This window comes from Plantactinospora siamensis, assembly GCF_042434095.1.
In the GTDB taxonomy this organism is placed as follows: Bacteria; Actinomycetota; Actinomycetes; order Mycobacteriales; family Micromonosporaceae; genus KBS50.
Genome location: NZ_JBHLUE010000026.1, coordinates 89,063 through 115,045 on the forward strand (window position 1 = coordinate 89,063; position 25,983 = coordinate 115,045).

General features: G+C 72.7%; 17 protein-coding genes. 13 read left to right on the forward strand and 4 right to left on the reverse strand.

Annotation, left to right across the window (positions count from 1 at the left end; translation table 11 throughout):
• Nucleotides 1-8: 8 nt before the first annotated feature.
• The 3 genes from ACFFHU_RS25810 to ACFFHU_RS25820 form a co-directional block, all read right to left on the reverse strand.
• Complete coding sequence (locus tag ACFFHU_RS25810) at nt 9-806, reverse strand: carbohydrate ABC transporter permease (RefSeq protein WP_377342845.1); 798 nt, start codon at nt 804-806, stop codon at nt 9-11.
• A 22-nt stretch (nt 807-828) separates the two neighbouring features.
• Nucleotides 829-1,770: a carbohydrate ABC transporter permease gene (locus ACFFHU_RS25815; RefSeq protein ID WP_377342846.1), complete on the reverse strand. Its 942-nt coding sequence runs from the start codon at nt 1,768-1,770 to the stop codon at nt 829-831.
• Nucleotides 1,771-1,845: 75 nt separating this feature from the next.
• Entirely contained in the window at nt 1,846-3,129 is a 1,284-nt protein-coding gene (locus ACFFHU_RS25820) for an ABC transporter substrate-binding protein (protein ID WP_377342847.1), read from the reverse strand.
• A gap of 348 nt (nt 3,130-3,477) precedes the next feature.
• On the opposite strand from ACFFHU_RS25820, the gene ACFFHU_RS25825 reads away from it, so the two are divergent.
• From ACFFHU_RS25825 to pip, 13 genes are all read left to right on the forward strand, one after another.
• A complete protein-coding gene (locus ACFFHU_RS25825; RefSeq protein WP_377342848.1) occupies nt 3,478-4,548 on the forward strand; it encodes a LacI family DNA-binding transcriptional regulator in 1,071 nt (356 codons plus the stop codon).
• A 145-nt stretch (nt 4,549-4,693) separates the two neighbouring features.
• The gene (locus ACFFHU_RS25830; RefSeq protein ID WP_377342849.1) at nt 4,694-6,133 is read left to right on the forward strand and encodes a glycoside hydrolase family 28 protein; all 1,440 of its coding nucleotides are present in this window, start codon (nt 4,694-4,696) and stop codon (nt 6,131-6,133) included.
• 47 nt (nt 6,134-6,180) lie between these two features.
• On the forward strand, nt 6,181-7,176 hold the full coding sequence (locus ACFFHU_RS25835) for an acetylxylan esterase (RefSeq protein WP_377342850.1): 996 nt from the start codon (nt 6,181-6,183) through the stop codon (nt 7,174-7,176).
• The gene (locus tag ACFFHU_RS25840) at nt 7,166-10,783 is read left to right on the forward strand and encodes a glycoside hydrolase family 38 N-terminal domain-containing protein (protein ID WP_377342851.1); all 3,618 of its coding nucleotides are present in this window, start codon (nt 7,166-7,168) and stop codon (nt 10,781-10,783) included. Before ACFFHU_RS25835 ends, ACFFHU_RS25840 begins: the two co-directional genes overlap by 11 nt.
• Nucleotides 10,780-13,026: a beta-galactosidase gene (locus ACFFHU_RS25845; RefSeq protein ID WP_377342852.1), complete on the forward strand. Its 2,247-nt coding sequence runs from the start codon at nt 10,780-10,782 to the stop codon at nt 13,024-13,026. Before ACFFHU_RS25840 ends, ACFFHU_RS25845 begins: the two co-directional genes overlap by 4 nt.
• A complete protein-coding gene (locus ACFFHU_RS25850) occupies nt 13,023-15,668 on the forward strand; it encodes an alpha-L-rhamnosidase-related protein (protein ID WP_377342853.1) in 2,646 nt (881 codons plus the stop codon). Before ACFFHU_RS25845 ends, ACFFHU_RS25850 begins: the two co-directional genes overlap by 4 nt.
• On the forward strand, nt 15,665-18,145 hold the full coding sequence (locus ACFFHU_RS25855; RefSeq protein WP_377342854.1) for a glycoside hydrolase family 2 protein: 2,481 nt from the start codon (nt 15,665-15,667) through the stop codon (nt 18,143-18,145). Before ACFFHU_RS25850 ends, ACFFHU_RS25855 begins: the two co-directional genes overlap by 4 nt.
• Complete coding sequence (locus ACFFHU_RS25860; protein ID WP_377342855.1) at nt 18,145-18,906, forward strand: sugar phosphate isomerase/epimerase family protein; 762 nt, start codon at nt 18,145-18,147, stop codon at nt 18,904-18,906. Before ACFFHU_RS25855 ends, ACFFHU_RS25860 begins: the two co-directional genes overlap by 1 nt.
• Nucleotides 18,903-19,994: a Gfo/Idh/MocA family protein gene (locus ACFFHU_RS25865; RefSeq protein WP_377342856.1), complete on the forward strand. Its 1,092-nt coding sequence runs from the start codon at nt 18,903-18,905 to the stop codon at nt 19,992-19,994. The genes ACFFHU_RS25860 and ACFFHU_RS25865 overlap by 4 nt, the downstream gene beginning before the upstream one ends.
• Before the next feature lie 5 nt (nt 19,995-19,999).
• Nucleotides 20,000-21,256 (forward strand): hypothetical protein, encoded by a 1,257-nt coding sequence (locus tag ACFFHU_RS25870; RefSeq protein ID WP_377342857.1) that lies wholly within the window; start codon nt 20,000-20,002, stop codon nt 21,254-21,256.
• Between the two features lie 222 nt (nt 21,257-21,478).
• Nucleotides 21,479-22,171 (forward strand): type 1 glutamine amidotransferase domain-containing protein, encoded by a 693-nt coding sequence (locus ACFFHU_RS25875; protein ID WP_377342858.1) that lies wholly within the window; start codon nt 21,479-21,481, stop codon nt 22,169-22,171.
• A gap of 166 nt (nt 22,172-22,337) precedes the next feature.
• Nucleotides 22,338-22,511 carry a CsbD family protein gene (locus ACFFHU_RS25880; protein WP_377342859.1) on the forward strand — a complete coding sequence of 58 codons (174 nt, stop codon included), beginning with the start codon at nt 22,338-22,340 and terminating at the stop codon, nt 22,509-22,511.
• Between the two features lie 158 nt (nt 22,512-22,669).
• Nucleotides 22,670-23,662 carry a prolyl aminopeptidase gene (pip, locus tag ACFFHU_RS25885; RefSeq protein WP_377342860.1) on the forward strand — a complete coding sequence of 331 codons (993 nt, stop codon included), beginning with the start codon at nt 22,670-22,672 and terminating at the stop codon, nt 23,660-23,662.
• A gap of 90 nt (nt 23,663-23,752) precedes the next feature.
• Here the strand turns inward: pip and ACFFHU_RS25890 are convergent, their stop codons facing one another.
• Nucleotides 23,753-25,804 (reverse strand): glycosyl hydrolase family 28-related protein, encoded by a 2,052-nt coding sequence (locus ACFFHU_RS25890; RefSeq protein ID WP_377342861.1) that lies wholly within the window; start codon nt 25,802-25,804, stop codon nt 23,753-23,755.
• Nucleotides 25,805-25,983: the final 179 nt, after the last annotated feature.

A 25,983-nucleotide genomic window follows, 5' to 3' on the forward strand; every position in this document is an offset into this window, starting at 1 on the left:
CGCGGTCATCATCCGCTTCTGGGCCAGGGCGAACAGGAGGAAGACCGGCACCGAGCAGAGCACGGTGGCCGCGGAGAGGATCCGTACTGCGGATTGGTCTGCGACTGGAGGGTCGGCAGCGCGACCTGGATGGTGCGGACCGCGATGTCCGAGCCGAGCAGGACGTTCGAGAAGAGGTACTCGTTCCAGATGCCGAGGAAGTTCAGGATGAAGATCGTGGCGATCCCTGGCATCGAGAGCGGGATGAAGACGGTGAACAGGATCCGGAACCGACCCGCGCCATCGACCAGCGCGGCCTCCTCGATCTCGGCCGGGACCAGCCGCATGAACTGGGCGAGCAGGATGACCGACAGCGGCTGCGCGGTGGCGGTCAGGAACAGGATGAGGAAGAGCCGCGTGTGGAACAGGTTGAGCCGGATGGCCAGCAGCACCGTCGGCACCAGGGCCGCGAAGGCAGGGATCAGGAAGCCGAGGCTGAACGCCTTCTCGGCGAAACCGGCGAACCAGCTGCGGGACCGGGCCACCGCGTAGGCCGCCGGGATGGCCAGCACCAGCCCGAACACCTCGGCGGCCAGTGTGATCAGCAAAGAGTTCAGCATCGCCGGCCCCAGCCCGGCCAACTCCCACGCCTTGCTGAAATTGCTCCACAGCCATTCTTTCGGCAGGGCGAATCCGTTCGCGAAGACCGCGGTGTTGTCCTTGACCGTGGATGCCAGGACGAAATAGAGCGGAACACACAGCACCGCGGCGTAGAGCCAGACGATGATGTGCGCGGGCAGTGTGCCCGCGCGGGATCGGCGCTTCATCGGGATGTCCTCACTGCGCGGGTCAGAAACGGGGACGGAAGATCCGGCGGATGATCAGGATGCCGAGCATCCCGACCACGAAGAGCACGACGCCGATGGCCTGGCTGTAGCCGACGTTGTACTGCAGAAACGCCTTCTGGTAGACGAGGTACGACAGCGTGGTGGTGGAGTTCCCCGGCCCGCCCTTGGTCAGCAGCAGGACGATCGCCGCCGAGCCGAACAGGTTCCACAGCAACTGCAACATCGTGACCACGCCGACGTAGCTGTACGACATCGGGAACGCGATCCGCCACATCGTCCGCCACCGGCCGGCGCCATCCAGCTCGGCGGCCTCGTAGACGGCCTCCTCGATGCTGGACAGGTTGGCGGAGAAGAGGATCGACGTGTAGCCCACGCCGCCCCAGAGGGTGACCAGGATGAGCGCCGGCAGCGCGGTGGCCGGGTCCGCCAGCCAGGCGCGGACCCACGAGTCGAGTCCGAGCGACTGGAGAGTGCTGTTGATCAGCCCGTTCGGCGACAGCACCGCGAAGAAGACAGTGGTCTGGGCGGCCAGCGACAGCAGGCCGGGAATGAACAGCAGGACCCGCAGCGCGCGGACCCCCGGCGGATTCTGCGCCACGTAATAGCCGAGCATGAACGACAGCACCACCAGCGCCGGTACGGTGGCGACCAGCTGGATCGCGGTCACCCGGCAGGCGGTCCAGAAGACCGGGTCGTCGATCATCCGGCGGTAGTTGTCCAGCCCGATCCAGGAACTCGGCGCGAGCATCCCGGGCCAGCGCAGGAAGCTGATGTAGAAGACCGCGACCAGCGGGCCGAGCAGGAAGAAGGCGTAGCAGAGCAGGGCCGGGGCGGCGAACAGGGCCAGCAGCCGGTCGGCGCGGCGTCGCTGCCGGCCCGGCCGGCGATCGACCCGGGCCGCCGGTACGGCCGCCGGCGTGCTGGGGGTGAGGACCTGGGTCATATCGGTGACGCGACTCCCTTCCGGGTCGGTGGAGTGCCGGGGGAGCGGAGTGACCCGTTCCCCCGGCACGGTCCGCTACTTCGCCGAGGCGTAGACCTTCTCGAGCGCCTTGCAGACGTCCGCGGCGGACTTGCCCGGCGTGTAGGCGACAGACGAGCCCTGGGTGTAGCTGCTCACCACGGACGGCGGGACCCACGCGTCGGTCGGCACCAGCCGGTCGGTGGCTGCCACCGCCTTGATCGAGGCGGTCACCAGCGGGCTGGCGTCGGCCGGCAGATCCGGGACCTTGGCCACCGCCGGCACGAACCCGGCGCTGCTGATCGTCTCCTTGACCGTTTCGTCGCTGTAGATGATTTTGAGGAACTGCTTGATCAGGTCGCCCTTCTTCGCGCCGTTCTTGCTGATCAGCCAACCGGCCGAGGTGTAGCCGACGGCGAACGCCGGCTTGCTGACCGCCGCGCCGGAGGCCGGCAGCGGCAGGCCGGTAAAGGCGATGTGCGGCGCCAACGCCTTGGGCACGTCGCCGAAGGCCCAGGACCCGGCGAGCATCATGGCCGCCTTGCCGGTGTAGAACGCGGTGTTCATGTCGTTCGAGGTAAGGCCCTGGACGTTCTTGGCGAACAGCCCGGCGTCGCGCAGCCTGGTCACCTCGGTCAGCGCGTCCATCGCGTGCTGGTTGGCGCAGTACTTGCCGCTGCCGAACACGTCCGGGTAGTCCGACGTCGGCAGGTACAGCTGGATGAACCGCTGGAGCATGTCCTGCCCGGTCCAGTCGCTGCCGCCGACGGCGAGCGGGGTGATGCCGGCGGCCTTCAGCTTGGCGGCGTCCGCCTGGAGTTCGTCGAGCGTGGCCGGCGCGGCGGTGATGCCCGCCTTGGCCAGCAGGTCCATGTTCAGCCACAGCGGCCAGGTGAACGTCTCGTACGGGAAGCCCTGCAGCTGGCCGTCCAGGGTCCACTGCTTGACGGCCTCCGGGTTGACGGTGTCCTTCAAGCCCCAGGAGTCGAGGTACTGGTTGGCGTCCACGATGGCGCCGCTCTTGAGCCAGTTGCGGACGTTGCCGACCGGGTTGATGTTGACCACGTCGGCCTCGTTGCCGGCGAGCGAGCTGGACTCGAACTGGCTGATGACCGAGTCGCCGGCGGCGGTGGTCAGGTTCAGCTTGGCGCCGGACTGCTGCTCGAACGTGGAGATCGCCTTCTGCAGGGTGGCGTATCCCGGGCCGGACGGCGTCGCGATGCTGATGATGTTGAGTTCCTTGCTGCCGCTGCCCTTGCTGTCGCCGCCATTGCCGCAGGCCGAGGCGACGAGCGCGACGGCGCAGAGCGTGGCGGCAGAGACGGTGCGTCGTCTGTTCATCGACCACTCCGATTCAGGACTGTTGATGTTCCGCCCCGCGGGAGACGGTGGCGGCGAGCGTAACGCTTATGCGATTCAGTTCATATTGATCGGACGGCCGTCGTAATCGAACCGTAACCTCCTGGAGCCATCGGGCGTCGCCGGAGGGCCAGGAGCGGGCCGGGTGGGCTGGGAACGGCCTCAGCTGCGATCTCGCGCGTGGCAGGGGACTTCCGGCGTCGCCCGGCCCGTCGGGCTGCGGCGGCTCAATGGGGGCCGATGCGTTTAAGTAGTGCCGACCGGTACGATCCGGGGGAGGAGAAATTCCCGGGCCCGGCGGCACGGGCAGGCCGGGGAACGGGAGCGCGGGTGGCCACGATAGCCAACGACAACGGATCGAGCGGGAAGCCCGCCCGGGTGACCATCCGGCAGGTGGCGAACCACGCGGGGGTTTCCGAGGCGGCCGCCTCGTACGCCCTGAATGACCGGCCCGGCGTGTCCAGCGAGACCCGGGCCCGGGTGCAGGCCGCCGCCCGCGACCTCGGCTGGGCGCCGAACATCGCCGCCCGGGCGCTGGTGGCCTCCCGGGCCCACGCGGTCGGCTTGGTGGTGGTGCGACCGCCCCGGGTGATGACCGTCGACTCGTACTTCACTCAGCTGCTCAGCGGCCTCGAGGCCGAGCTCAACCGCAACGGCATCGCCCTGGTGCTGCACCTGGTGGACGCCATCGACGACACCCTCGCGGTCTACCGCAAGTGGTGGGCCGGCCGGCATGTCGACGGTGTCATCGTCACCGATCTGCGTCGCGAGGATCCCCGGCTGGACGTCCTGCGTGAGCTGGGCATGCCGGCCGCGGTGATCGGCGGAGACGTCGGGCTCGCCGGCTTCAGCACGGTCGAGGCGGACATGGCGGGCATCACCACCAGCATCATCGACTACCTGCGGGCCCTCGGTCACCGGGTGATCGCCCGGGTGGCCGGCAACGAGAACCTGTTCCACACCTGGCGGCGCGACCAGTGCTTCCTGGAGGCGGTCGACCGGGCCGGTCTGGATCGCAGCGAATACCAGGTGCTCTACACCAACTACAGCGCCGCCGAGGGAATGCGGGCGATGCGCCGGCTGATGAGCGCCAGCCGGCGGCCCACCGCCGTGGTCTTCGACAACGACGTCATGGCCGCGGCCGCGCTGCGGGTCGCCCACGAGATGGGGCTCTCGGTGCCGGCGGACGTGTCGGTGGTCGCCTGGGACGACTCGGATCTGTGCGAGATAACCGTGCCGTCCATCACCGCGGTCGAGCAGACGCCGGCCCGGCAGGCCGAGCTGGCGGCCCGGGCGGTGCTGGCGATGCAGCTGCGGGGCGACGTCAGCCACGTCACGCTGCCGGCGGGCACCCTCAACGCTCGGCAGTCCACCCGACCGTTGCGACCGCGCCGGAGCTGACGGCCGGGTCGCGACGATCCGCCCGGCCATCCCCCTTGTTGCTTAAGCGATTCAGTGATCTACTGCTGAAGCGGACCGGGACGCCGCACCGCACGATCCGGCGGTCCCCGGCGAGCGCCGCGACGCGACGCGACGAAGGATCGGCATGGACACCTTTCAGCTCGGCACGGATCAGCTGCCCCGTACGTTCGGAGCGACCGGCGACGGCCAGACCGACGACACCCACGCCGTGCAGGCCGCTGTGGACGCTGCCGCCGCCCGCGGCGGCGGTCGGGTGGTGCTGCTGCCGGGCGACGCGTACCGCTGCGGCTCGATCGAGTTGAAGAGCAACGTCGAACTGCACCTGGCCGCCGGCAGCCGGCTGGTCGCCGCCACCGACCCGGCCGACTACTCGCGGACCTTCCGGGTCGGCGCGCTGGCCGCGGGGGAGTCGACCGGCAGCCGGGTCGCCAACGGCGCGCTGATCTGGGCCGAGGGCGCCAGCGACGTGGCCATCACCGGTACGGGCACGATTGACGGCTCCGCGCCGGCGTACGTCCGCGGCGAGGGCGACGGGATCTACCGGATGGATCCCAGCCGGCCGTTCCCGGTCATCCTGATCGGCTGCACCGGGGTGCTCCTGCGGGACGTCCGGCTGGTCGACGCGGCGCTGTGGACGGTGCGCCTCTCCGGCTGCGTCGACGTGCACATCGACGGGATCCGGATCGCCAACGACATGCGGGTGCCGAACGCCGATGGCATCGACATCGACCACTGCAAGCGGGTACGGGTCGTCGGTTGCGACATCCGCTGTCCCGACGACGGCATCTGCCTGAAGACCACCGACGAGTTCGCCGGATTCGGCGGCACGTCGGACGTCCTGGTCACCGCCTGCGCCATCGAGTCCCGGTCCACCGCGATCACCATCGGCGTGGAGACCGACCGGCCGATCCGCAACGTCGTGGTGACCGGGTGCACCATCCGCAACAGCCACCGCGGGATCTCCGTGTCGATGGGCACCGGCCCCGGCGGAGACGTCGAGAACGTGCTCTTCAGCGACCTGGTCATCGAGACCCGGCACGACGGAGCCGACTGGTGGGGCGCCGGGGAGCCGATCATGATCCGGTCCGCGCCCTGGCACGAGCAGGCCGGAGCGGTCCGGCGGGTCCGGATCCGCAACATCCTGGCCCGCGCCGAGAACGGGATCGTGATCTACGCGCAGGCGCCGGGCGAGATCGACGACGTTCAGCTCAGCGACGTGCGGCTGGAGATGGACAGGTGGACCGACCGGCCGGGCCGCCGGCAGGATTTGCGGCCGATCGACTCCGCCGCCCCGTATCCGGGCCGGGAGGACGACATCAACGGCCTGCGGGCGTGCCGGCCGCCGGCGCTGCACGTCGAAGGCGCTCGCGACGTGTCCCTCCGGGACCTCGCCGTGGTCTGGCGGGACGTGCCGGCCGATGAGTTCGGGCCGACCCTCGTCGTGGACCGGTGCACCGACGTGCGGTGGAGCGGGCTGCGGCTGACCGGCCGCGCTCCGGACACCGAATTCGCCCTCGACGGCGCGCCGGGCGGACCGCTCCCACCCGACGGACGAGCCGGCTGACGTCGCGGCTGTCCGCACCCTGACCGACCCGCACCCAGGAGGCTTCCGTGCTGATCGACATGTCCCTTGAGGATTTGCGAGCGTACCGACCCGACCGGGTCGAGTCCGGTGACTTCGACGAATTCTGGGCCAAGACCCTCGACGCCGCGCGGTCGGCCGCCGTGCCACCTCAACTGACGGAGGTGGAGACCGGCCTGATCCATGTCGACACGTTCGACATGACGTTCTCCGGCTACCAGGGCGAACCGATCAAGGGCTGGCTGCGGGTACCGAAGCACGCTTCCGGACCGCTGCCGGTCGTGCTGGAGTACCTCGGCTACGGCGGCGGACGCGGCCCGGCGGTCGAGCCGACCATCTGGTCATCGCTCGGCTACGCGCACATGATCATGGACAGCCGCGGCCAGTCCAGCTACTACGGCAGCGCCGACACCCCCGACGGCGACGTCGAACCGCAGGTCGGCGGGGTGATGACCCGGGGCATCGGCGCCCCGGGCAGCTACTACTACCGCCGGCTCTACACCGACGCCGCGATGGCGGTGGACGCTCTCCGGCAACTACCCGCCGTCGACGGGCAGCGGGTGGTGGTCAAGGGCGGCAGCCAGGGCGGCGGCCTGGCCATCGCCGCCGCCGGGCTCAGCAGCGGGCTGGCCGGGGCGATCGTCGACGTGCCGTTCCTCTGCGGCTTCCGCCGGGCCACCCAGATCAGCAACGAGTATCCGTACCGGGAGATCGCCGACTACCTCCAGTACCGGCGGGACCGGGTGGCCCAGGTCTTCACCACCCTCGGCTACTTCGACGGGGTGAATCTGGCCGCCCGCGCCACCGCCCCGACCCTCTTCTCCACCGCGCTGATGGACTCGGTGTGCCCGCCGTCGACCGTCTTCGCGGCGTTCAACCACTGGGCCGGCGACGACAAGCGGATCCAGGTGTACGAGTACAACGGGCACGACGGCGGCGCGACGTACCAGTTGCGGGAGCAGATCCTGTTCCTCACCCGCGTCACCGGTGGGCCGGTCACCCGAGGGGACCAGCGTGCCCGCTGACCAGATGGCCTGGTCGGTCACGACGACACCGGGCGAGGTGGCCTGGCCGACCGTGGACGGTGCACCGACCGTCCGGGTGGAGCTGCCCGATGGCGGTTGGCCGGCCGTCCAGCCCGGCGTGTACGACGCGACCGGAGGGTTCCGGTCGCACCGCGTGCTCGGCGCGTTCACCATCGACACTCCCGCCGACGCGGAGCTGCGGCTGGAATACGCGGCCGACCGGGGCCCGTGCCCCGACCTCGAGCTGGTCCTGGACGGCAGATACCGGGCGGTGTACCACCCCGTCGTCGAGCGCCTGGACCGGCGGCACACCGGCGAACCCGGGCCGATCGCCGGTACCGGCCAGCTCCTCGTCCGGCTGCCCGCGCGGTGGCTGACCGCCGGCCGACACCAGCTCGCGGTGAGCACGGTCAGCGACGAGTACGCCGCCACCGGCGCCGACCGGCCGGCCGGCGCGGACGTCGCCCGGATACCCGGCGAGCCGCTGCCGCCGGCTCGCCGGCACTACGGCTCCTGGTTCGGCTCGTGGCTGCGCTGGACCCGGATCAGCCTGCGGCCGATCCCCCCGGCGGACCGCGCCGGCCCGGCGGACCCCACTGGCCCGGCGGACCCGACCGGCCCGGCGGACTCGACCGGCCCGGCGGACCCCGCCGGTCCGGCGGACCCGACCGGGTCGGTGGACGTGGCGGCGGTCACCGTGGCGCTGCGGGCCACCCCGTTCTTCGTCGAGCGGGCCGGGGAACCGGTCGAGCTGGTCGATCTCGACGTCACCGTGCCGCCGGGCGGGACGTTCCCGGCCGGGCTCGTGGTCCGGCACGCCGGCCGCGAGTACGCCGTACCGCCGGTGCCGGCCGGCCGGCACTTCGGCATGTTCCGCTGGCGGTTCCCGCTGCCCGGTCTCGACGGGCCGGCCGACGTGACGGTACGCCGGACCGACGGCCCGGCCGGGGAGTGGACCGTCCGGGTCACCCCGGCTCGCCGCTGGACCCTGCACCTGATCCCGCACGTTCACCTGGACCTCGGCTTCACCGACAACCAGGGCAAGGTCCTGGAGCTGCACAGTCGCAACATCGACCGGGCCCTGGACCGGTTCGACGCCGATCCGGACTTCCGGTTCTGTGTGGACGGCGCCGTCGTGGTGCAGGAGTACCGGCGGACCCGGTCCGCCCGGCAGCGGGACCGGCTGCTGGCGGCCGTCCGGGCCGGCCGGCTCGGGGTGAACGCGCTGCACAGCAACCTGCTCGTCAACCTGGTCGGGCTGGCCGATCTGCGCCGGGCGCTGCGGTTCGGCGGCTCGCTGCCCGCCGCCGACGCCCCCGTGCGCCGGTACGCCAACCTGACCGACGTACCCAGCTATCCGGCCGCGCTGCCCAGCGTGCTGGCCGCGGCCGGGGTGCCGGCCTTCGTGGGGATGGCCAACCACCACCGGGCCGCCACCGACAGCAGCGACGAGCTGCACCTGGCCTCTCCGGTGCGGTGGCGCGGCCCGGACGGCGCCGAGGTGCTGGCGCACTTCGCCGACCACTACTCGCAGCTGCGCTTCGTGGCGGGCGACCCGCAGTCGGTGGCGGGCGCGGCGGATGGATTCGGCCGGCTGCTGGCCCGCTACGAGCGACCGGACCACCTGCCCACCGACCTCGCCGTGATCGGCACGCACGCCGACAACGAGGATCTGGCCGACGGTGACGTCGACTTCGTCGCCCGGTGGAACGCGCGGTTCGTCTACCCACGGCTGCGGGTCTCCAGTTTCCTGGACTACCTCTCGGCGATCCATCCGCTGCGGGAGCGGCTGCCGGTGCACTCATCCGAGAGCGGCGGGTTCTGGGAGGACGGTGCCGGTGCGGCGGCGGCCGACACGGCGACCTACCGGAGCGCGCAGCTCACCGTGCTGGCCGCCGAGGAGCTGGCCGCAGCGCTGACCGTGTGGGACGACCGGTACCGACCCGACCGGGACAGCCTGGACCGGGCCTGGGACGGGCTCGCGGTGGCCGGTGAACACACCTACACCTGGGCCCGCGCCACCAGCCATCCGCACGCCGCGCCGGTCGCCGACCAGCTCGGCTGGAAGCGGCGCGCGCTGGCCGCCGCGTACGGCACCGGCCAGGACGGGGCGCGTCGGTCGCTGAGCCAACTCGCCGAGGTGCTCGGGCTGACCGGACCGGGGGTGCTCGGCTACAACCCGCACCCGTGGGCCGCGGACCTGGCGGTGGAGCTGGACCTGCCCCCGGGCGGCCGGCTGCTCGACGCGGACGGCGCACCGCTGCCGGTGGAGGAGCTGAGCGCCTGCGCCGGCTGGCGCCGGGTCCGGGCACGCCTCGGTGAGCTGCCCGCACACGGCTACCGGTTCCTGCCGCTGACCGAGGGGCCCGACGCCGTCCCGGCCGGCCCCGAGCAGCCATCCGCCGATCCGGCGGTACCTCTCGGGCCAGCGGGCGGCGACGGGCCGGTCGATGAGCGTTGCCCGGTCCGGCCGGCCACCGGCGGGGCGCCGCTGGAGACCGACACCTGGCGGCTCGCGCTGCGGGACGGCGACGGGTTGCCGGTCGGCCTGGTGCACCGGCCGACGGGCCGGGACCTGCTGGACCCGACCGCGCCGTACCCGCTGGGCCAGCTGGTCCGGCTCGCCGCCGCCGGTACCGCGGCTGGCCCGCATGACCGGCAACGGATCGACCAACTTGACTCGCGCTACCACCCGACCCGGACCGAGCTGGCCGAGCAGGTTCCAACGGTCCGGCTGGTCGGGGCCAGGCGAACCCCGGAGGGACTGCGGGTGCGCTGGCGCGGAACCGGCGCAGGACTGCGCGACCTGCACCTCGACCTGCTGCTGGGCGACGCCGGCATCGCGGAACTCGAGGTTACGCTCGACCCGCTGCCCGGCATCGCGATGGCCTCGCTGTCGATCGCCTTCCCGTTCCGGGTGGATCGACCCGCCGTCCACTACGACCGGCAGCTCGGCTGGGTGCAGCCGGTCACCGACCACGGCCCCGGCGCGGCCAACGAGTGGCTCACCTGCCAGTCCGCGGTCTGCCTGACCGCCGCCAACGGACCGGGGGTGCTGTGGGCCACCCCCGACGCGCCGCTGTTCTCCTGTGGGGACCTGGTCCGGGGCCGCTGGCCGGACCGGTTCGGCGTGCGGACCGGGCATCTCTACTCGTACGTCATGAACAACTTCTGGCCCTGCAACACGCCCCCGGAGCAGCCCGGCCCGGCCCGGTTCCGGTATGCCTTCACCCCGGTCGGGGCGTTCGACCCGGTCACCGCGTACCGGTTCGGCCGGCAGGCCCGGCTGGGTGGCCTGAGCAGCGAGGTCAGCCCGCTGGACCGGTTCCCCGCCGGGGCCCCCGCCGCGCACCGGACGGGGACCGTGTTGGAGCTGGCCGTCCCGGCGCAGGCGTCGGTCTCGCTGACCGGGACCGACCGGCAGGGCGAGCTGTCCGCGCTGGTCACCAACCTGACCCCGGAGCGCCGGGAGGTCACCTTCCGACCGCCGCCCGGTTACCGGCCGGCGGACCGGGCCGCCGGGGCGGACGGCCTGGTGACCGTGGCTCTGGGCCGGTACGGACTGACCGAGGTGACCCTGCACCGGCTGATCGAGGAGCGAGCGTGACGGACTGGCCCCGGGTGGGCACCGCCTTCTACCCCGAGTACCTGCCGGCGGACCGGCTGGACACCGACCTCGACCTGATCGCCGCGGGTGGCTTCCGGGTGATCCGGGTCGGCGAGTCGGTCTGGTCCACCTGGGAGCCCCGCGACGGCGAGTTCGACGTCGAGTGGCTGCGTCCGGTGCTGGACGGCGCGGCCCGGCGGGGCATCGACGTCATCGTCGGCACCCCCACGTACGCCATCCCGGCCTGGCTGGCCACCGCGCACCCGCAGGTGCTGGCGCACGACCGCACCGGCAGGCCGATCGGGTACGGCGGCCGGCAGAACGCCGACCTCTGCGACCCGGTCTACCGCCGGTACGCGGAGCGGGTGATCCGGGCCGTGGCGGACAGCTGTGCCGGCCACCCTGCGGTGGTCGGCTGGCAGGTGGACAACGAGCCGGGAGCGCACCTGCTGCATAACGACTCGGCGTTCGCCGGTTTCGTCCGGTACGTCGAGCGGCGGTTCGGCACCGTCGCGGCGTTCAACGAGGCGTGCGGGCTGACCTTCTGGTCGCACCGGCTGACCGGATTCGACGAGCTGTGGCGACCGGATTTCAACACCAACCCGACGTACGACCTGCTCTGGCGGACCTACCAGGACTCGCTGGTGGACGAGTTCATCGGTTGGCAGGTCGCGATCGTCCGCCGGTATGCCCGGCCCGACCAGTTCATCACCACCTGCATCGCCGCGCACCAGCCGGCCGCGGACGGGCTCGGGATCGCCGCCCGCTGCGACCGGACGGCGGCGAACGTCTACCACGCCACCCAGGACGGTCTGGCCGCCGATCCGCCGACGGCGAAGCCGCAGGGCACTCCCTGGTGGAACCGGGACAGCGGCGCGTGGCACGTCTACCTGCAGGCGGACACCGCGCGCGGGTACCGCGACGAGCGGTTTCTGGTGACCGAGACCAATGCCGGCTCGATCGGCGCCTCGGAGGTCAACAACCCGCCGTACCCGGGGCAGTGGCTGCTCACCGCGCTCGCCATGGTGGCCCGGGGAGCCGACCTGGTCAGCTACTGGCACTGGCACACCCTGCACTTCGGCGCCGAGACGTTCACCGGTGGAATCCTCAACCACCGGCTCGAAACGGGCCGGTGTTACGCCGAACTGAGCGAGCTGGCCGGCGTGCTGGGCGAGGCCGGGCCGGCCCTGGCCGGGTCGACGCCGGACGCCGAGGTCCTGCTGGTCACCTCGCACCGCAGCCGCCGGGCCCTGGAGTACCAGCCGCCGCTGGTCACCCCGGACAACACCGCGCCGGATCCGCAGTCGTACGGCCGGTTGGTGGACAGCTTCTACCGCGCGTACCACGACGTGGGCGCGCAGCTGGCGGTGCGGGACGCGCGGACCCTCCCCGCCGAGGACCCGGCGGCGCTGGCCCGTCGCTTCCCGGTCGCCGTGGTACCCACCCTGTACGCCGGCAGAAACGACGAGCATGCCGCCCTGCTGGCGTACGCGCGCGCCGGCGGGCACCTGGTGCTCGGCCCGCGCACCGGCTACGCCGACGAGCTGGCCCGGGCCCGGACCACCTTTCCGGAGCTGATCCGGGCCGCCGGCATCGACTACGACGAGTCGAGCAACCTGATCGAGCCATTGCCGGTCGGCCCGGGGGCCGGCGGCGACCTGGCCGGCGAACCGCCGCCGGGGCTGGCCACCGGCTGGGCCGACGGGTTGCTGCCGACCGGAGAGAACGTCGCGGTGCTGGCCCGGTACGCGCACCCGTACTTCGGTCGGTTCGCCGCGGCGACCCGGGTCGCGGTCGGCGCCGGCTGGATCACCGTGGTGGGCACGGTGCCCGATCCGGAGCTGGGCCGCTGGCTGGCCGCCCGGGTCCTCGCCGACGCCGGTGTGGAGCGGCCCGACCTGCCGGACGCGGTACGCCGCAGCACCGGCCGGACCCCGGACGGTCGCCGGGTGCACCTCTACGCCAACTGGTCCTGGCAGCCGACCCGACTCCGCCCGGCGGACAGCGGGCCGCCCGGCGGTGCCGATGGGCCGCCCGGCGGTGCCGGCGGGCCGCCCGGCGGTGCCGGCGGGCCGCCCGGCGGTGCCGGCGGGCCGGCCGGCGGCCCGGTCGGCGGTGGCTGGTCGGACCTGGTGACCGGCGAGCCGGTGCCGGCCGGCGAGGCGGTGGCGCTGGGCCCGTGGGGATACCGGCTGCTCATCGCCGGGTCGAGCCCAGCGATGACCGGCGGCGGCCCGTCATGACCGGCGGGGTCCGGTGGGTCGCGGTGGAACCGCCGGTCGACCTCGCCCCGGCGCGGTGGATCTGGATCGGTGGCCAGCGTGCGCTGCCCAACACGGTGGTCCGCTGCCGGCGGGAGGTCACCCTGGACGGTCCGGTCCGCCGGGCCGTCGCCCGGCTCAGCGCCGACAGCCGGTACCGGTTGACGGTGAACGGCGAACGGGTGGGCTGGGGACCCGCACCCTGCGATCCCCGCGTGCTGGAAGTCGACCGGATCGACCTGACCGGACTGCTGCGGGCCGGCAGCAACACGATCGCCGCCGAGGTGGTCTACTTCGGCACCGGCGAGGGCACCTACGTGGCCGGCCGGCCCGGTTTCATCTGCCGGCTCGACCTCGACCACGCCGACGGCCGTACCGAGGTGATCGGCACCGACGAGCGGTGGCAGGTGGCCGTCGACCGGACCCGGCGCCCCGGTGGCCGGCGCCGGTCCTACCTGCGCGGCTGGCAGGAGATCACCGACCTGCGGGCGGCCGGATCGGCCACGAGCACCGGGCCGGCCGGGTCGGGGCTGGACTGGCGGGCGGCGGTGCCGCTGGACGTGCCGTCCGACCGGCCGCCGATCGGCGGTCCGCTCACCGACATCGTCGGTGACGCGCGGCCGCTCGAACCCGGCACGCTGATCGACCGGCCGATCCCGATGCTGGACGAGACGCGACTGCTGCCGGTCGAGCTGACCGACCGCGGATCGGTGCACTGGTCCGCCGATCCGGACGACTGGTTCGACTTCCGCGCTCCGGCGTCGCCGGACACCCGGTCGACCGGCCCCGGCGCCGCCGTCACCGGCCCGGCCGGGTCGCCGTCCGCCGGCCGGGACGGGTCGTCGTCGGCCGGCGCGGTCGGGTGGCCGTCCGCCGGCGGGGACGGCGGTGACAGCCAGACCGGTGAGCTGATGCTGCCGGCCAGCGCGGTCGGCCGGTCCTGGTACGTCACCTACCGGCTGGACCGGCAGCGGGTCGGCTGGCCGGTGGTCGAGCTGGCCGGTCCGGCCGGCAGCACCGTCGAGGTGGTCACCGCAGAGGGGCACGACCCGACCGCCACCGGATGGCTCGACCACGGCCAGTTCAGCTGGTCCCGGGTCATCCTCGGCGGCACGCCGGTCCGCTACGAGCCGTTCGAGTACGAGTGCTGCCGCTGGATCCAGCTGCACGTGCGCAACCCGGACGGGCCGGTCCGGATCGGCCGGGTCGCATTCCGCCGGCGGGAGTATCCCTGGCCGGTCGAACCGGTTGTCGAGCTGGCCGACCCGCTGGTCGACCGGGTGCTCACCGCGAATCTCAACACCATCCGCAACAGCGCACAGGACGCCGTGGTCGACGGGATGGGCCGGGAACGCCAGCAGTACAGCGGCGACGGCAGCCACCAGCTGCGGGTCTCCCGCCTGCTGTTCGGCGCGACCGCGCAATCGGCCCGGTTCATCCGCACCTATGCCCGTGGCCTGACCCGGGAGGGGTACTTCCTGGACAGCTGGCCCGGTCACGACCGGCTGGTCCGGCTGGGCCAGCGGGAGTTGGAGCTGACCGGCTGGGGTTCGATGGTCGATCACAGCATCGGCTTCGTCCTCGACTGCTGGCAGCACTACTGGGAGTCCGGCGACCGGGACACCGCCGTCGCCGTCTTCGCACCCCTGCGACGCTTCGTGGCCTACCTGCGCCGGTGGCACGACACCGCCGGGCTGCTGCCGGTGACCGGGCTCGGCTCGCCGCAGGTGTGGATCGACCACGACGCCTTCGCCGAGCAGCGGGACAAGACCTGCGCGTTCAACCTGTACGCCGTCGCCATGCTGCGCAGCGGATACGCGTCGCTGGCCGAGCTGGCCGGGCAGCCGGCGGAGGCGGAGGCGGCTCGGCGGCTCGCCGACGCGCTGCTCGAACTCGTCCAGGCGTCGTTCTGGCAGCCCGAGCGGCAGGCGTACGTGGCGAACCTGCCGTGGGCCGACGGCCCGGACGGTTACCGGCTGGACGACCGGTCGCTGGCCACCGCCGTCCGCTACGACCTGGCTCCCGGCGGTGCGCTGGACGCGATGACCGATCTGCTCGCCGGGCCGGACCGGTCCGTTGGGCTGTCCTACCCGGCCAACGCGGTGTGGCGGTTCGGCGCCCTGGTGGCCCGGCGGCGGATCCAGCCGGTGCTCGACGAGCTGCGCGACCGGTGGGCGCCGATGGCCTCGATCCGGCACAACGGCACCATCCAGGAGATGTGGTCGGCCCGGCCGGACAGCCACCACCAGTGGAGCCACTGCGCCGCCGGCCCGCTGATCGCACTGGTGGACGGGATCGTCGGCTACGCCATCCAGGCCGCCGGTGGCCGGCTTGCCCGGATCGAACCGCAGCCGGGCGACCTGACCCGGGTCACCGCGACGGTTGCGGCCGCGACCGGTCCGCTGACCGTCCGGCTGCGCCAGGCGGACGGCCCACTCCGGCTCGGCCTGGACCTGCCGGCCGGCCTGGCCGTCACCGGCGCCGACCGTACCGGCGTCGACCTGGCGGCGGTCCCCGGCGCCCCGGCCCGCATGGTCGAGGTCGATCTCGACCCCTCCCCGCCCCCCAACGTGGCTCACCGGTCCCCGGTGGGCGCAGCACAGCACAGGAGAACCGCCGCATGACGACCAGAACCCCTCTCGACGCCGGCTGGACGCTGCGCGCCGTCGAAGCCGGCCCCGACGTGCCGGCTGCGGTGGCCGGGGCGGTGCTGCCGGCCGCCGTGCCCGGCTGCGTGCACACCGACCTGATGGCCGCCGGCCTGCTCGACGACCCGTACCTGGACCGCAACGAGGACCACCAGCACTGGGTGGGCCGGACCCGGTGGCGATACCGCAGCACCGTCGCGTTGGCCGCCGACCGGCTCGGCGCCGGCCGCCACGAGCTGCACTTCGCCGGCCTCGACACGGTCGCCGAGATCCGGCTCAACGGTCGACCGGTCGGGCGGACCGCCAACATGCACCGCCGGTACGTCTTCGACGTCACCGACCTGGTGGTGGCCGGCGACAACGAGCTGCTGGTGGAGTTCGACCCGGTGCGCACGTACACCGACGCGATGCGGGACCGGTTCGGCGACCTGCCCGCGGCCTACGACCAGCCGTTCCAGTACGTCCGCAAGATGGCGGCCAACTTCGGCTGGGACTGGGGACCGACGCTGGTGACGGCGGGCATCTGGAAGCCGGTCGAGTTGGTCACCGTCGAGGCGGCCCGGCTGGCGCCGGTGCTGCCGCTGGTCACCGTCGAGGACCTGACCGGTCGGGTGAGCGCCCAGGTGGCGGTGGTTCGCGCCGAGGGGTGCACCGGCCCGCTGACCGTCACCGTGGCGGTCGACGACCACCAGCGGACCGTTGAGCTGCCAGCCGGCGCCGACACCGTACCGGTCGCCCTGACGGTGCCGCAGGTCCGGCTGTGGTGGCCGGTGGGGATGGGCGACCAGCCGCGGTACGACCTGACGGTCCGGCTGGCCGACCCGGTGACCGGTGCCGAGCTGGACCGCTGGCAGGCCCGGATCGGCTTCCGCCGGGTCGAGCTGGACACCCGGCCCGACGACGCGGGCACCCCGTTCGTGATCCGGGTCAACGACGTGCCGGTGGCCGTGCGGGGGGTCAACTGGATCCCGGACGACTGCTTCGTCAGCCGGGTCGACCGGCCCCGCTACCGGCGCCGCCTGACGCAGGCGCTGGACGCCAACGTCAACCTGATCCGGGTCTGGGGCGGCGGCATCTACGAGACCGACGACTTCTACGACCTGTGCGACGAGTCCGGCCTGCTGGTCTGGCAGGACTTCCTGTTCGCCTGCGCGGCCTACCCGGAGGGGGAGCCGATCCGCTCGGAGGTGCTGGCCGAGGCCCGGGACAACGTCACCCGGCTCGCGCCGCACCCGAGCCTCGTGCTGTGGAACGGCAACAACGAGAACATCTGGGGCTTCCAGGACTGGAGTTGGCAGGAGCCGCTGGCCGGCCGGCCATGGGGGCTGGGCTACTACACCGAGCTGCTGCCGGCGCTGGTCGCCGAGCTGGACCCGACCCGCCCCTACTGGCCGGGCAGCCCGTACTCGGGCTCGGCGGACGTGCACCCGAACGACCCGGCGCACGGCACCATGCACGTGTGGGACGTGTGGAACCAGCGCGACTACTCGGCGTACGCCGGCTACCAGCCCCGGTTCGTCGCCGAGTTCGGCTTCCAGGGCCCGCCGGCGCGGTCCACGATGGACCGGGCCACCAGCGATCCCACCCTCGGCTGGGACACCGCCGCGTCCACCAACCGGCAGCGCGCCGAGAGCGGGCAACGCAAGATCCTGGACGGGCTGCGTCCGCACCTGCCGGCGATCCCGTCCGGTGACCCGCGGCGGGCCACCGCCGACTGGCACTACCTCGCCCAGCTCAACCAGGCCCGGGCCGTCGAATTCGGCATCGGCCACTTCCGGGCGCTCTGGCCGCACTGCGCCGGGACCATCCTGTGGCAGCTCAACGACTGCTGGCCGGTGGTCTCCTGGGCCATGGTGGACGGCGACGAACGGCGCAAACCCAGCTGGTACGCGGTCCGCCGCGCGTACGCGCCGCGGCTGCTGACGGTGACCGGCGCAACCGGCCGGCGGCCGGTCGTCCACCTGGTCAACAACTCGCCCGACCCGTGGCGGACCGCGCTGCGGGTGCAGCTGCACGACCTCGACGGTGACCTGCTGGGCGGTCTTGACCAACCCGTCGAGCTGGCCCCGGCCGGGCGCTACAGCCTGCCGTTCGAGGTGCCGGCGGCGGCGCTGCTGCTCACCGCGCACGCGGACGGGCCGCCGGTCCGCCGGCTGCTCGCCGAGGACGTGGCGGTCGACCTGCCGCCGGCCCGCCTCCGGATCTGTCCGGCCGACCTGCCCGACGGCTCCGGTGTCGCGTTGACCGTCGAGGCGCAGACGCTGCTGCGCGACCTGGTGGTGCTCGCCGACCTGATCGACCCGGCCGCCGTGGTCGACGAGCAGATGATCACGCTGCTCCCCGGCGAGCGGCACGTCTTCACCATCCACACCGACGTCCCGGCCGCCGACCCGGGCTGGGCCGCGCCGGGTGTCGTCCGATGCGTCAACGACCTGAGCAAAGGAGATCGGTGATGAAAAATCCCCTCGCCGTCCAGTGGTACACGTTCCGGGACACCCCGGTCGAGCGCCGGCCCGAGGTGCTCCGCGAGCTGGCCGACGCCGGCTACGGCGCGATCGAGCCGATCGACGTCCGCAACGATCCGCGGCGGCTGCGGGCCGACCTGGACGCCGCCGGCCTGACCGTGTCGAGCATCCACGCCGACCTGCTGGACTGGGCGCCCGCCGAGGTGGTCGAGGTGGCCGGGGTGCTCGGTGCCGACACGGCGATCTTTCCGTGGATCGCCGCCGAGACGTTCCAGAAGCGGGACTCCATCCTCAACCTGGCCGACCGGCTCAACCGGGTCGCCGCCCGGCTGGCCGACGACGGAGTGCGGGTCGGCTACCACAACCACGAGTTCGAGCTGGCCAACCGGGTCGACGGCCGGTCCGGGCTGGAGGTGCTGGCCGACGCGCTCGATCCGCGGGTCGTGCTGGAGGTCGACATCTACTGGGCGACCGTCGGGGGTGAGCATATGCCGGACCTGCTGCGTCGGCTCGGCGACCGGGTACGCCTGCTGCACGTCAAGGACGGTCCGGCCACGGATCCGCAGGCGCCGATGACGGCCGTCGGCGCTGGCCGGGTACCGGTCGTCGAGGCGCTCGCCGCCGCGCCGTCCGCGCAATGGCACATCGTGGAGCTGGACCGGTGCGCCACCGACGTGCTGGCGGCGGTGCAGCAGAGCGCGCGGTGGCTGTTCGAGCACGGCCCCGGCTACCCGCGGGGTGCGCGGTGACCGGCGTGGCGCCGCTGCGGGTGGCGGTGATCGGCTGCGGCAACATCAGCGGCGAGTACCTGGGCACCCTGAGCGCCGCGCCGACGGTCGAGGTCGCCTGGTGCGCCGACCTGGACCGGGCGGCCGCGGCCCGGCAGGCCCAGCGGTACGGCGTCGGCCGGCACGGCCTGCCCGCCGAGGCGCTGGCCGACGACGGGGTCGAGCTGGTGGTCAACCTGACCTCCCCGGCGGCGCACGCGCCGGTCGCCAAGGCGGCGCTGGAGGCCGGCAAGCACGTGTGGAACGAGAAGCCGCTGGCCACCGACCTGGCCGCCTCGGCTGCCCTGCTGGCCCTGGCCGAGCAGCGGGGGCTGCGGCTGGGCTGCGCGCCGGACACCGTCCTCGGGCCGGGGCTGACCGCCGTCCGTGAGCTGATCGCCGCCGGTGGGATCGGTACCCCGCTGACGGCGCTCACCCTGATGCAGGGCCCGGGTCCGGACGTCTGGCACCCCAACCCGGCGTTCTTCTTCCAGCCCGGCGCCGGACCGCTGTTCGACATGGGCCCGTACTACCTCACCACCCTGGCCCTGCTGTTCGGGCCGGCCGAGCGGGCGGTTTCGGTCGCCCGCACCTCCCGGCCGAGCCGGACGGTCGCGAACGGTCCGCTGGCCGGTACGACCGTGCCGGTGGCGGTGCCGACGCACGTCTCGGGGATGGTCGAGTACGCCTCCGGCGCGGCCGCCACGATGATCTTCAGCTTCGACTCGCCGCTCAACCGGCACGGCTTCGTCGAAATCACCGGCAGCGAGGCGACGCTGGCGCTGCCGGACCCGAACGCGTTCGGCGGCACCATCACCCGTTGGCCGCTCGGGGCCGACACGCCGGAGGTGATCGAGGCCCCGGCCGCCGGTAACCACCGGGGCATCGGGGTGCTCGACATGGGAGCCGCCATCCGTGCCGGGGTGCCGCACCAGGCCGGCGGGGACCTCGCCCACCACGTTCTGGAGGTGATGTGCGCACTCGACCGGTCCGCCACCGAGGGCCGGTTCGTCCCGATCACGTCGACGTTTCCCGCTCCACCCGTCAGGTCCACCACACTGAGGAGGTAGCAAGGATGCGCACCACCCGCACCCGCCGACTCGGCCGCGCGCTGCTCGCCGCGGCGCTGCTGGCCGGCCTCGTCGCCACCGCCACCGGCCCCGCCGTCGCCGCGCCGGCCGGCGACCGGACCGGCCGGGCGGACAGCCGGACCGGCTCGCCCGATCGTCACCACCGGCCGACGCCGAGCAACCGGCTCCCGTTCAACGGCAAGGAGATCTTCCTCAACGGCGTCAACGTGCCGTGGGGCAGCGTGAACACCTTCGGCACCGACATCGGCTGCCAGTACGACCCGGCCGCCTTCGAGTCGATGTTCAGCAACCTGCAGGCGTACGGGGTGAACTCGGTCCGGTTCTGGCTGCACATCGACGGCCGGTGCAGCCCGACGTTCGCCGCCGACGACACCGTCACCGGCGTACCGGCCGCCTTCTATCCCAACCTCGACGATCTGCTGGAGCGGGCCCGGCGGCACAACGTGGCCGTGCTGCTCACCCTCTGGTCGGTCGACCTGACCAACACCTCGGCCGGCTACCAGCAGGTCCGCCCGACGCACACCAAGCTGATCACCGACCCGGCCAGGACGCAGAGCTATCTCGACCGGGTGCTCATCCCGATGGCCCGCCGGTACGCCCACGCCCCGGCGCTGCTCGGCTACGAGGTGATCAACGAGCCGGAGTTCACCGTCGCCTCGGACGACGTGTGGGGGACCGGCAACGGCGCCACCGGCCCCGGTGACCGGGACCTCATCCCGCTGGACGTCATGCAGCGATTCGTCGCGCAGCAGGTGGTGGCGCTGCACCGGTACGGCCACAAGCTGGTCGTGGCGGCCGGCTCCGGGGCGTACAAGTGGCTCAGCGCCACCCGGGCCGACGTGACGGTCGGCAACTGGTGGTCCGACGCGGCCCTGCGGGCCCAGGTCAGCGGGCCGGCCCGGCGGTACGCGTACAGCGACTTCTACGAGGTGCACTGGTACGACTGGGAAAAGGGCGACGGTTACGACTTCTCGCCGTGGGAGGGCCGCGGTCCGTCGTTCTACAACACGGACGGCAAGCCGGTGATCATCGGTGAGCTGCCGGCCAAGGACGACAGGTACTTCACCCGGCAGACCAAGATCGACGACAGTTGGTCGCTCGGCTACGCCGGCTACCTGTTCTGGTCCTACCAGGGCATCGACGGGTACGGCAGCTGGGACGACATCAAGGACCAGCTGAAGGCGTTCCGGGACGCGCATCCGGCCGAGGTCGACCTGGACCTGTCCCGGCCGCACCGGTAGGCGGGGCCTCCGGTCGGGCCGCGCGTCATCAGCGCGCCCGGCCGGAGCCCTCACACCGGGTCGCCGACGCGGCGCTCGTCGCCCCACCACGGCGCCAGGCCCCCGGGGAACTCGGCCCGGTCGGCGACCCTCGCTCGTGAGCGCCTGAAGGTTCGGCCACACCATCGCCCGCGCCGTGATCCACTGCAGGTAGGGGCTGGACCGACTACTTCAGGAGGCACGATGACCAAGGTACTGATGGTGCTGACCTCGCACGACCAGTTGGGTGACACCGGACGCAAGACCGGCTTCTGGCTCGAGGAGCTTGCCGCGCCCTACTACCGGTTCCGGGACGCCGGGTGGGACGTGACGCTCGCCTCGCCCAAGGGTGGGCGCCCGCCGCTGGACCCCAAGAGCAACGAGCCGGACTTCCAGACCGATCAGACGCGCCGGTTCGAGGCGGATGCGGACGCGGAGGCCCAGCTCAACCAGACGCTGCGGCTGGATTCGGTGTCCGCCGACGACTACGACACGGTGTTCTACCCGGGCGGCCACGGCCCGCTGTGGGATCTCGCCGAGGACGAGAGCTCGATCAGGCTGATCCAGCGGATGTTCGCGACGGAGAAGCCGCTCGCGCTGGTGTGCCACGCGCCGGGGGCGCTGCGGCATGCGGCGACGCCGGACGGAAAGCCGCTGGTCGCGGGGCGGAGGGTCACCGGGTTCACCGACGGCGAGGAGGAGGCCATGGGCCTGACCCAGGTCGTGCCGTTCCTCGTGGAGGACGAGTTGATCGCCAAGGGGGCGGAATTCGACAAGGTGGGCAACTTCGAGCCGTTCGTGGTGACCGACGGGCTGTTGGTCACCGGTCAGAACCCCGCCTCCTCGGCGCCGGCCGCAGACCAGCTGATCTCCCTGGTCACCCGAACCGGCCGGTAACATCTGGCCATCCCCGCCCGTCTCGGTGCGCTGATGCGGCTCGGCCGAGCGCGCGGCCACGGCCGCCGGTGCCGGGCGCTGGCGGTCTCCCGGCACGTGCGGGAGTGTTCTTGCGATGCCCTGGGTAAGTAGACGTCGCTCGCACTCCGACCTGAAAGGGATCGCCATGGCTTTCGATGACAAGGTTGACAACAAGACCGAGGAACTCGGCGGCAAGGTCAAGGAGGGCGTTGGCAAGGCCACCGACGACGAACGCCTTGAGGCCGAGGGCAAGGGCGACCAGGCCGGCTCGAAGCTGAAGCAGGCCGGTGAGAACATCAAGGACGCGTTCAAGTCCTGACTGCGCGTTTGCTCGTGCGGGCCGCGGCATCGAGCCGCGGCCCGCACGGCGTTGAGGACCGGCCATGCGCGCCGCCGCCGTGTCGTCCCGCGACGTCGCGGGCGCCGGTCCTGGTAGCGTCGGTCGCTCGGCACGGCCGGGCACCGGGGAGGGCAATTGTGGGGGAGCGCGAGCATGGTCCGCGCGGCCTGTACCCGCCGATCGAGCCGTACCGCAGTGGGATGCTGGAGGTCGGCGACGGGCAGCAGGTGTACTGGGAGGAATGCGGCAACCCGGCGGGCACGCCGGTGCTGGTGGTCCATGGCGGTCCCGGTGGCGGATGCATGCCGGACCACCGCCGCGCCTACGACCCGGCCGCGTACCGGATCATCCTGTTCGACCAGCGCGGCTGCGGCCGCAGCCGCCCGCACGCCAGCGATCCGGCCGTGTCCATGGCGGCCAACACCACCGGGCACCTGATCGCCGACGCGGAACGGCTGCGCGCGGAGTTGGGCGTCGACACCTGGGTGCTGTCCGGGTCGTCGTGGGGCTCGACCCTCGCCCTGGCGTACGCGCAGGCCCACCCGGAGCGGGTGCGGGCCATGGTGCTGCGCAGCATCTTCACCCTGCGCGCCGCCGAGCGCGCCTGGGTGTACCGCGACGGCGCGAGCCGGCTGCTGCCCGAGGCGTGGGAACGGTTCCGCGACCACATCCCGGCCGGGGAGCGCGACGACCTCGTCGCGGCCTACCGGCGGCGGCTGGAATCACCCGACGAGCGGGTCCGGGTCGCGGCGGCGGTGGCCTGGACCGGCTGGGAGACCGCCGGGATGCTGCTGCACCCCGACCCCGCCATCGAGGCGATCTTCAGCGAGCCGAGGTTCGCGGTCGCGTTCGCCCGGATCGAGAGCCACTACGTGGCGCATGCCGGCTTTCTGGACGAGGGTCAACTGATCCGGGACGTCGACGCGATCCGGCACATCCCCGCCGTCATCCTGCAGGGCCGCTACGACCTGTGTACCCCGCCGGCCACCGCGTGGGACCTGCACCGGGCATGGCCGGAGGTCGACCTGCACCTGGTCAACGACGCCGGGCATGCGCTGGACGAACCCGGGATGGTGCACCGACTGGTCGAGGCCACCGACCGGTTCGCCAGCGCGCCGGGGCCGCGCTGACGTCCCGAGGAGAGCCTGACCGGCGCCGCAGCCGTCCGGCGGACTCGACGCTCCGCGGCCTGTTGCTGCCCGGACGCGGCCCCGGCGGCCTCAGGGCCAGCGCGACGGTGGCGGCGGCGGCACCACCGGCGGACGGTCGTCGCAGGTGATGGTGTTGGGCAGCAGCCACGGGGCCAGCCAGCCGCCGTCGTTGCCGCCGAGATCGGTCAGGCCGAACTCCGACCCGGCCGCGGTGAAGTGGAACGAGCCGCAGTTGTTCACCCCGACCGCGCCGACGTTGCGCGCGTCGACGTCGGCGAAGCTCGCCCCGCCGGCGGACCGGGCGCTCACCACCGACGTGCCGGCGCCGTCGACCCGGATGTCGCGGAACGCGACGTTGTCGATGCGTACGCTGTCCTTCACCGGCCAGTCGCTGACCAGCATGATCGCGTTGTAGGTGTTGTCCAGGTAGGCGTCGCCGGTCACCCGGATGTCGGCGTCGATGCTGCGGTCCAGCGCGTAGAACCAGATCGCGCCCAGCCCGATGTTCCAGTTGAGATCGTAGGTGCCGGCCCGGACCGTGGTGTTGCCGGTGATCTCGATCCGGCCGGTGAACGGCTCCGCCCCGAACCGGGCGCCGACGTGAATGGCGCTGCCCTCGCGTACCGGGTCGGCGATCAGGTTGTGCGCGACGGTCAGGTTGGCGCCGCCGTACAGCGCGATGCCGTTGGCCAGCACCGGCGACTGCACGGTGTTGTACGCGAAGGTGTTGGCCGCGTCCTGGGTCCCCTCCGACCACATGGCCAGGGCGTCGTCGCCGGTGTTGCGGACCACCGTGTTGGTGACCGACGAATGGGTGACGCCGGTGTGGAAGTTGAGCCCGTCGGCGATCTGGTCGGCGATGACGGTGTTCGTGACCCGCAGGTCGGTCATGGGTCCGTCGAACCACAGGCCGACCTTGGTGTGGTGCAGGTAGAGGCCGTCGATCGTGCTGTGGCTGAGCGCCCCGCCGACGCCGTTGACCTGGTCGGTGTCGATCCGCTCGCGGACGTCGCCCTCGACCGCGAAGCCGGCGAGGTGCACGTCGTGGCTGCCGCCGGCGGCGGCGTCGCGGCCGTAGAAGCCGACGCCGGTGTGCCGGGAGCCGTCGGGCGCCGGGGTGTCCAGGGTGACCTGGTGTCCCTGCACGACCGTGTACCAGCTGCCGGCGCCGACGATCGTCACGTCGTCGACGACGATGTGCCGGTTGACCTGGAAGGCGCCCGGTGGCAGGTAGAGGGGGCGGTTCACCCGCCGGGCGTACGCGACGGCCCGGTCGAACGCGTCGGCGGACTCGCGCCGACCGGTCGGGTCGGCGCCGAAGGCCAGCACGTTCACCGCGTGGCGGAGCACCCGGGGTGGGGTGATCAGGTGCGCGTCCAGCAGATCGATCACGGTCCAGGCGGCGGGTGTGTCGACCGGCGCGGTCAGCCGGACGACCTCGCCGGCCCGGTGGGTCCGCCCGAGCAGGAGGCGCTGCTCGTCGTAGAAGTGGTGCGGCCGGAACGGCTTGCCGATGACCGGGGCGGGCGTGGTGGCGGCCGGCACGCAGGAGCATTCGGTGATCCACCAGTCGGGGTGGAGCAGGTCGGCGTCCGGGTCGTTGGTGAACGGGTACTGGTTGTAGAGCCAGGCGTACTGCGAGGTGAGCGTCATGGTGCGCGCGGGCGTCCGGCCGACGGCCACCCGCAGCGGCGCGGTGATTCCGCCGCCGCCCGGCGCGTCCGGGATGCTGTACCGCACGGTCAGCGCGTTGGCGGCCCGGGGGAGGGTGAACTCGACGTACTGGCCCGGGGCCAGCCGCACGGCCCGGCGGCCGGACGCCTCGCCGGCCAGGGTGTAGGCGGAGCGGTCCGGGCCGATGACGGTGCCGGTGGTCCGAGCCCGCTCGGCCTCCTGCTCGACGTAGTCGACGGCGGCGCCGCGGCCGGCGACCAGGGCCGGATCGAGGGCGGCGCGGGTGACCGCCGGGGGTGGCGGCGGCTCGGACGTCGCGAGCGCCGGGCCGGGTGCGGCCAGCGTGACCGTGCCGGGCGCCGCGATGAGGATGACCGCGCCGGCCGCCGCGGCGAGGATCCGGGGGACGACGGGGCGTCCCGTCGCGCGTCGAACGCTCCGTGGCATCGGAGCACCCACTTTCTCGGCAGGGGCCGGGAGCGCCCGTCAACAAGGTTCCTCATGTTATTCCTGGCCGCTGTCGTGTTTCAAGCATCGGTCTGGCCGAATATTTCGGCCTTCCGTCGACCCACCGGGCCGCCGCCTGTCGGTGCCACCGTTCAGTTCTTGCAAGAATCTGACGTACG

Bases quoted from the DNA above. Each gene is read 5' to 3' on its own strand.
- ACFFHU_RS25830 (WP_377342849.1), top strand. From the start codon at position 4,694: ATGGACACCTTTCAGCTCGGCACGGATCAGCTGCCCCGTACGTTCGGA.
- ACFFHU_RS25860 (WP_377342855.1), top strand. From the start codon at position 18,145: ATGAAAAATCCCCTCGCCGTCCAGTGGTACACGTTCCGGGACACCCCG.
- ACFFHU_RS25810 (WP_377342845.1), bottom strand. From the start codon at position 806: ATGAAGCGCCGATCCCGCGCGGGCACACTGCCCGCGCACATCATCGTC.
- ACFFHU_RS25875 (WP_377342858.1), top strand. From the start codon at position 21,479: ATGACCAAGGTACTGATGGTGCTGACCTCGCACGACCAGTTGGGTGAC.
- ACFFHU_RS25820 (WP_377342847.1), bottom strand. From the start codon at position 3,129: ATGAACAGACGACGCACCGTCTCTGCCGCCACGCTCTGCGCCGTCGCG.
- ACFFHU_RS25850 (WP_377342853.1), top strand. From the start codon at position 13,023: ATGACCGGCGGGGTCCGGTGGGTCGCGGTGGAACCGCCGGTCGACCTC.
- ACFFHU_RS25855 (WP_377342854.1), top strand. From the start codon at position 15,665: ATGACGACCAGAACCCCTCTCGACGCCGGCTGGACGCTGCGCGCCGTC.
- ACFFHU_RS25880 (WP_377342859.1), top strand. From the start codon at position 22,338: ATGGCTTTCGATGACAAGGTTGACAACAAGACCGAGGAACTCGGCGGC.
- ACFFHU_RS25890 (WP_377342861.1), bottom strand. From the start codon at position 25,804: ATGCCACGGAGCGTTCGACGCGCGACGGGACGCCCCGTCGTCCCCCGG.
- ACFFHU_RS25870 (WP_377342857.1), top strand. From the start codon at position 20,000: ATGCGCACCACCCGCACCCGCCGACTCGGCCGCGCGCTGCTCGCCGCG.
- ACFFHU_RS25815 (WP_377342846.1), bottom strand. From the start codon at position 1,770: ATGACCCAGGTCCTCACCCCCAGCACGCCGGCGGCCGTACCGGCGGCC.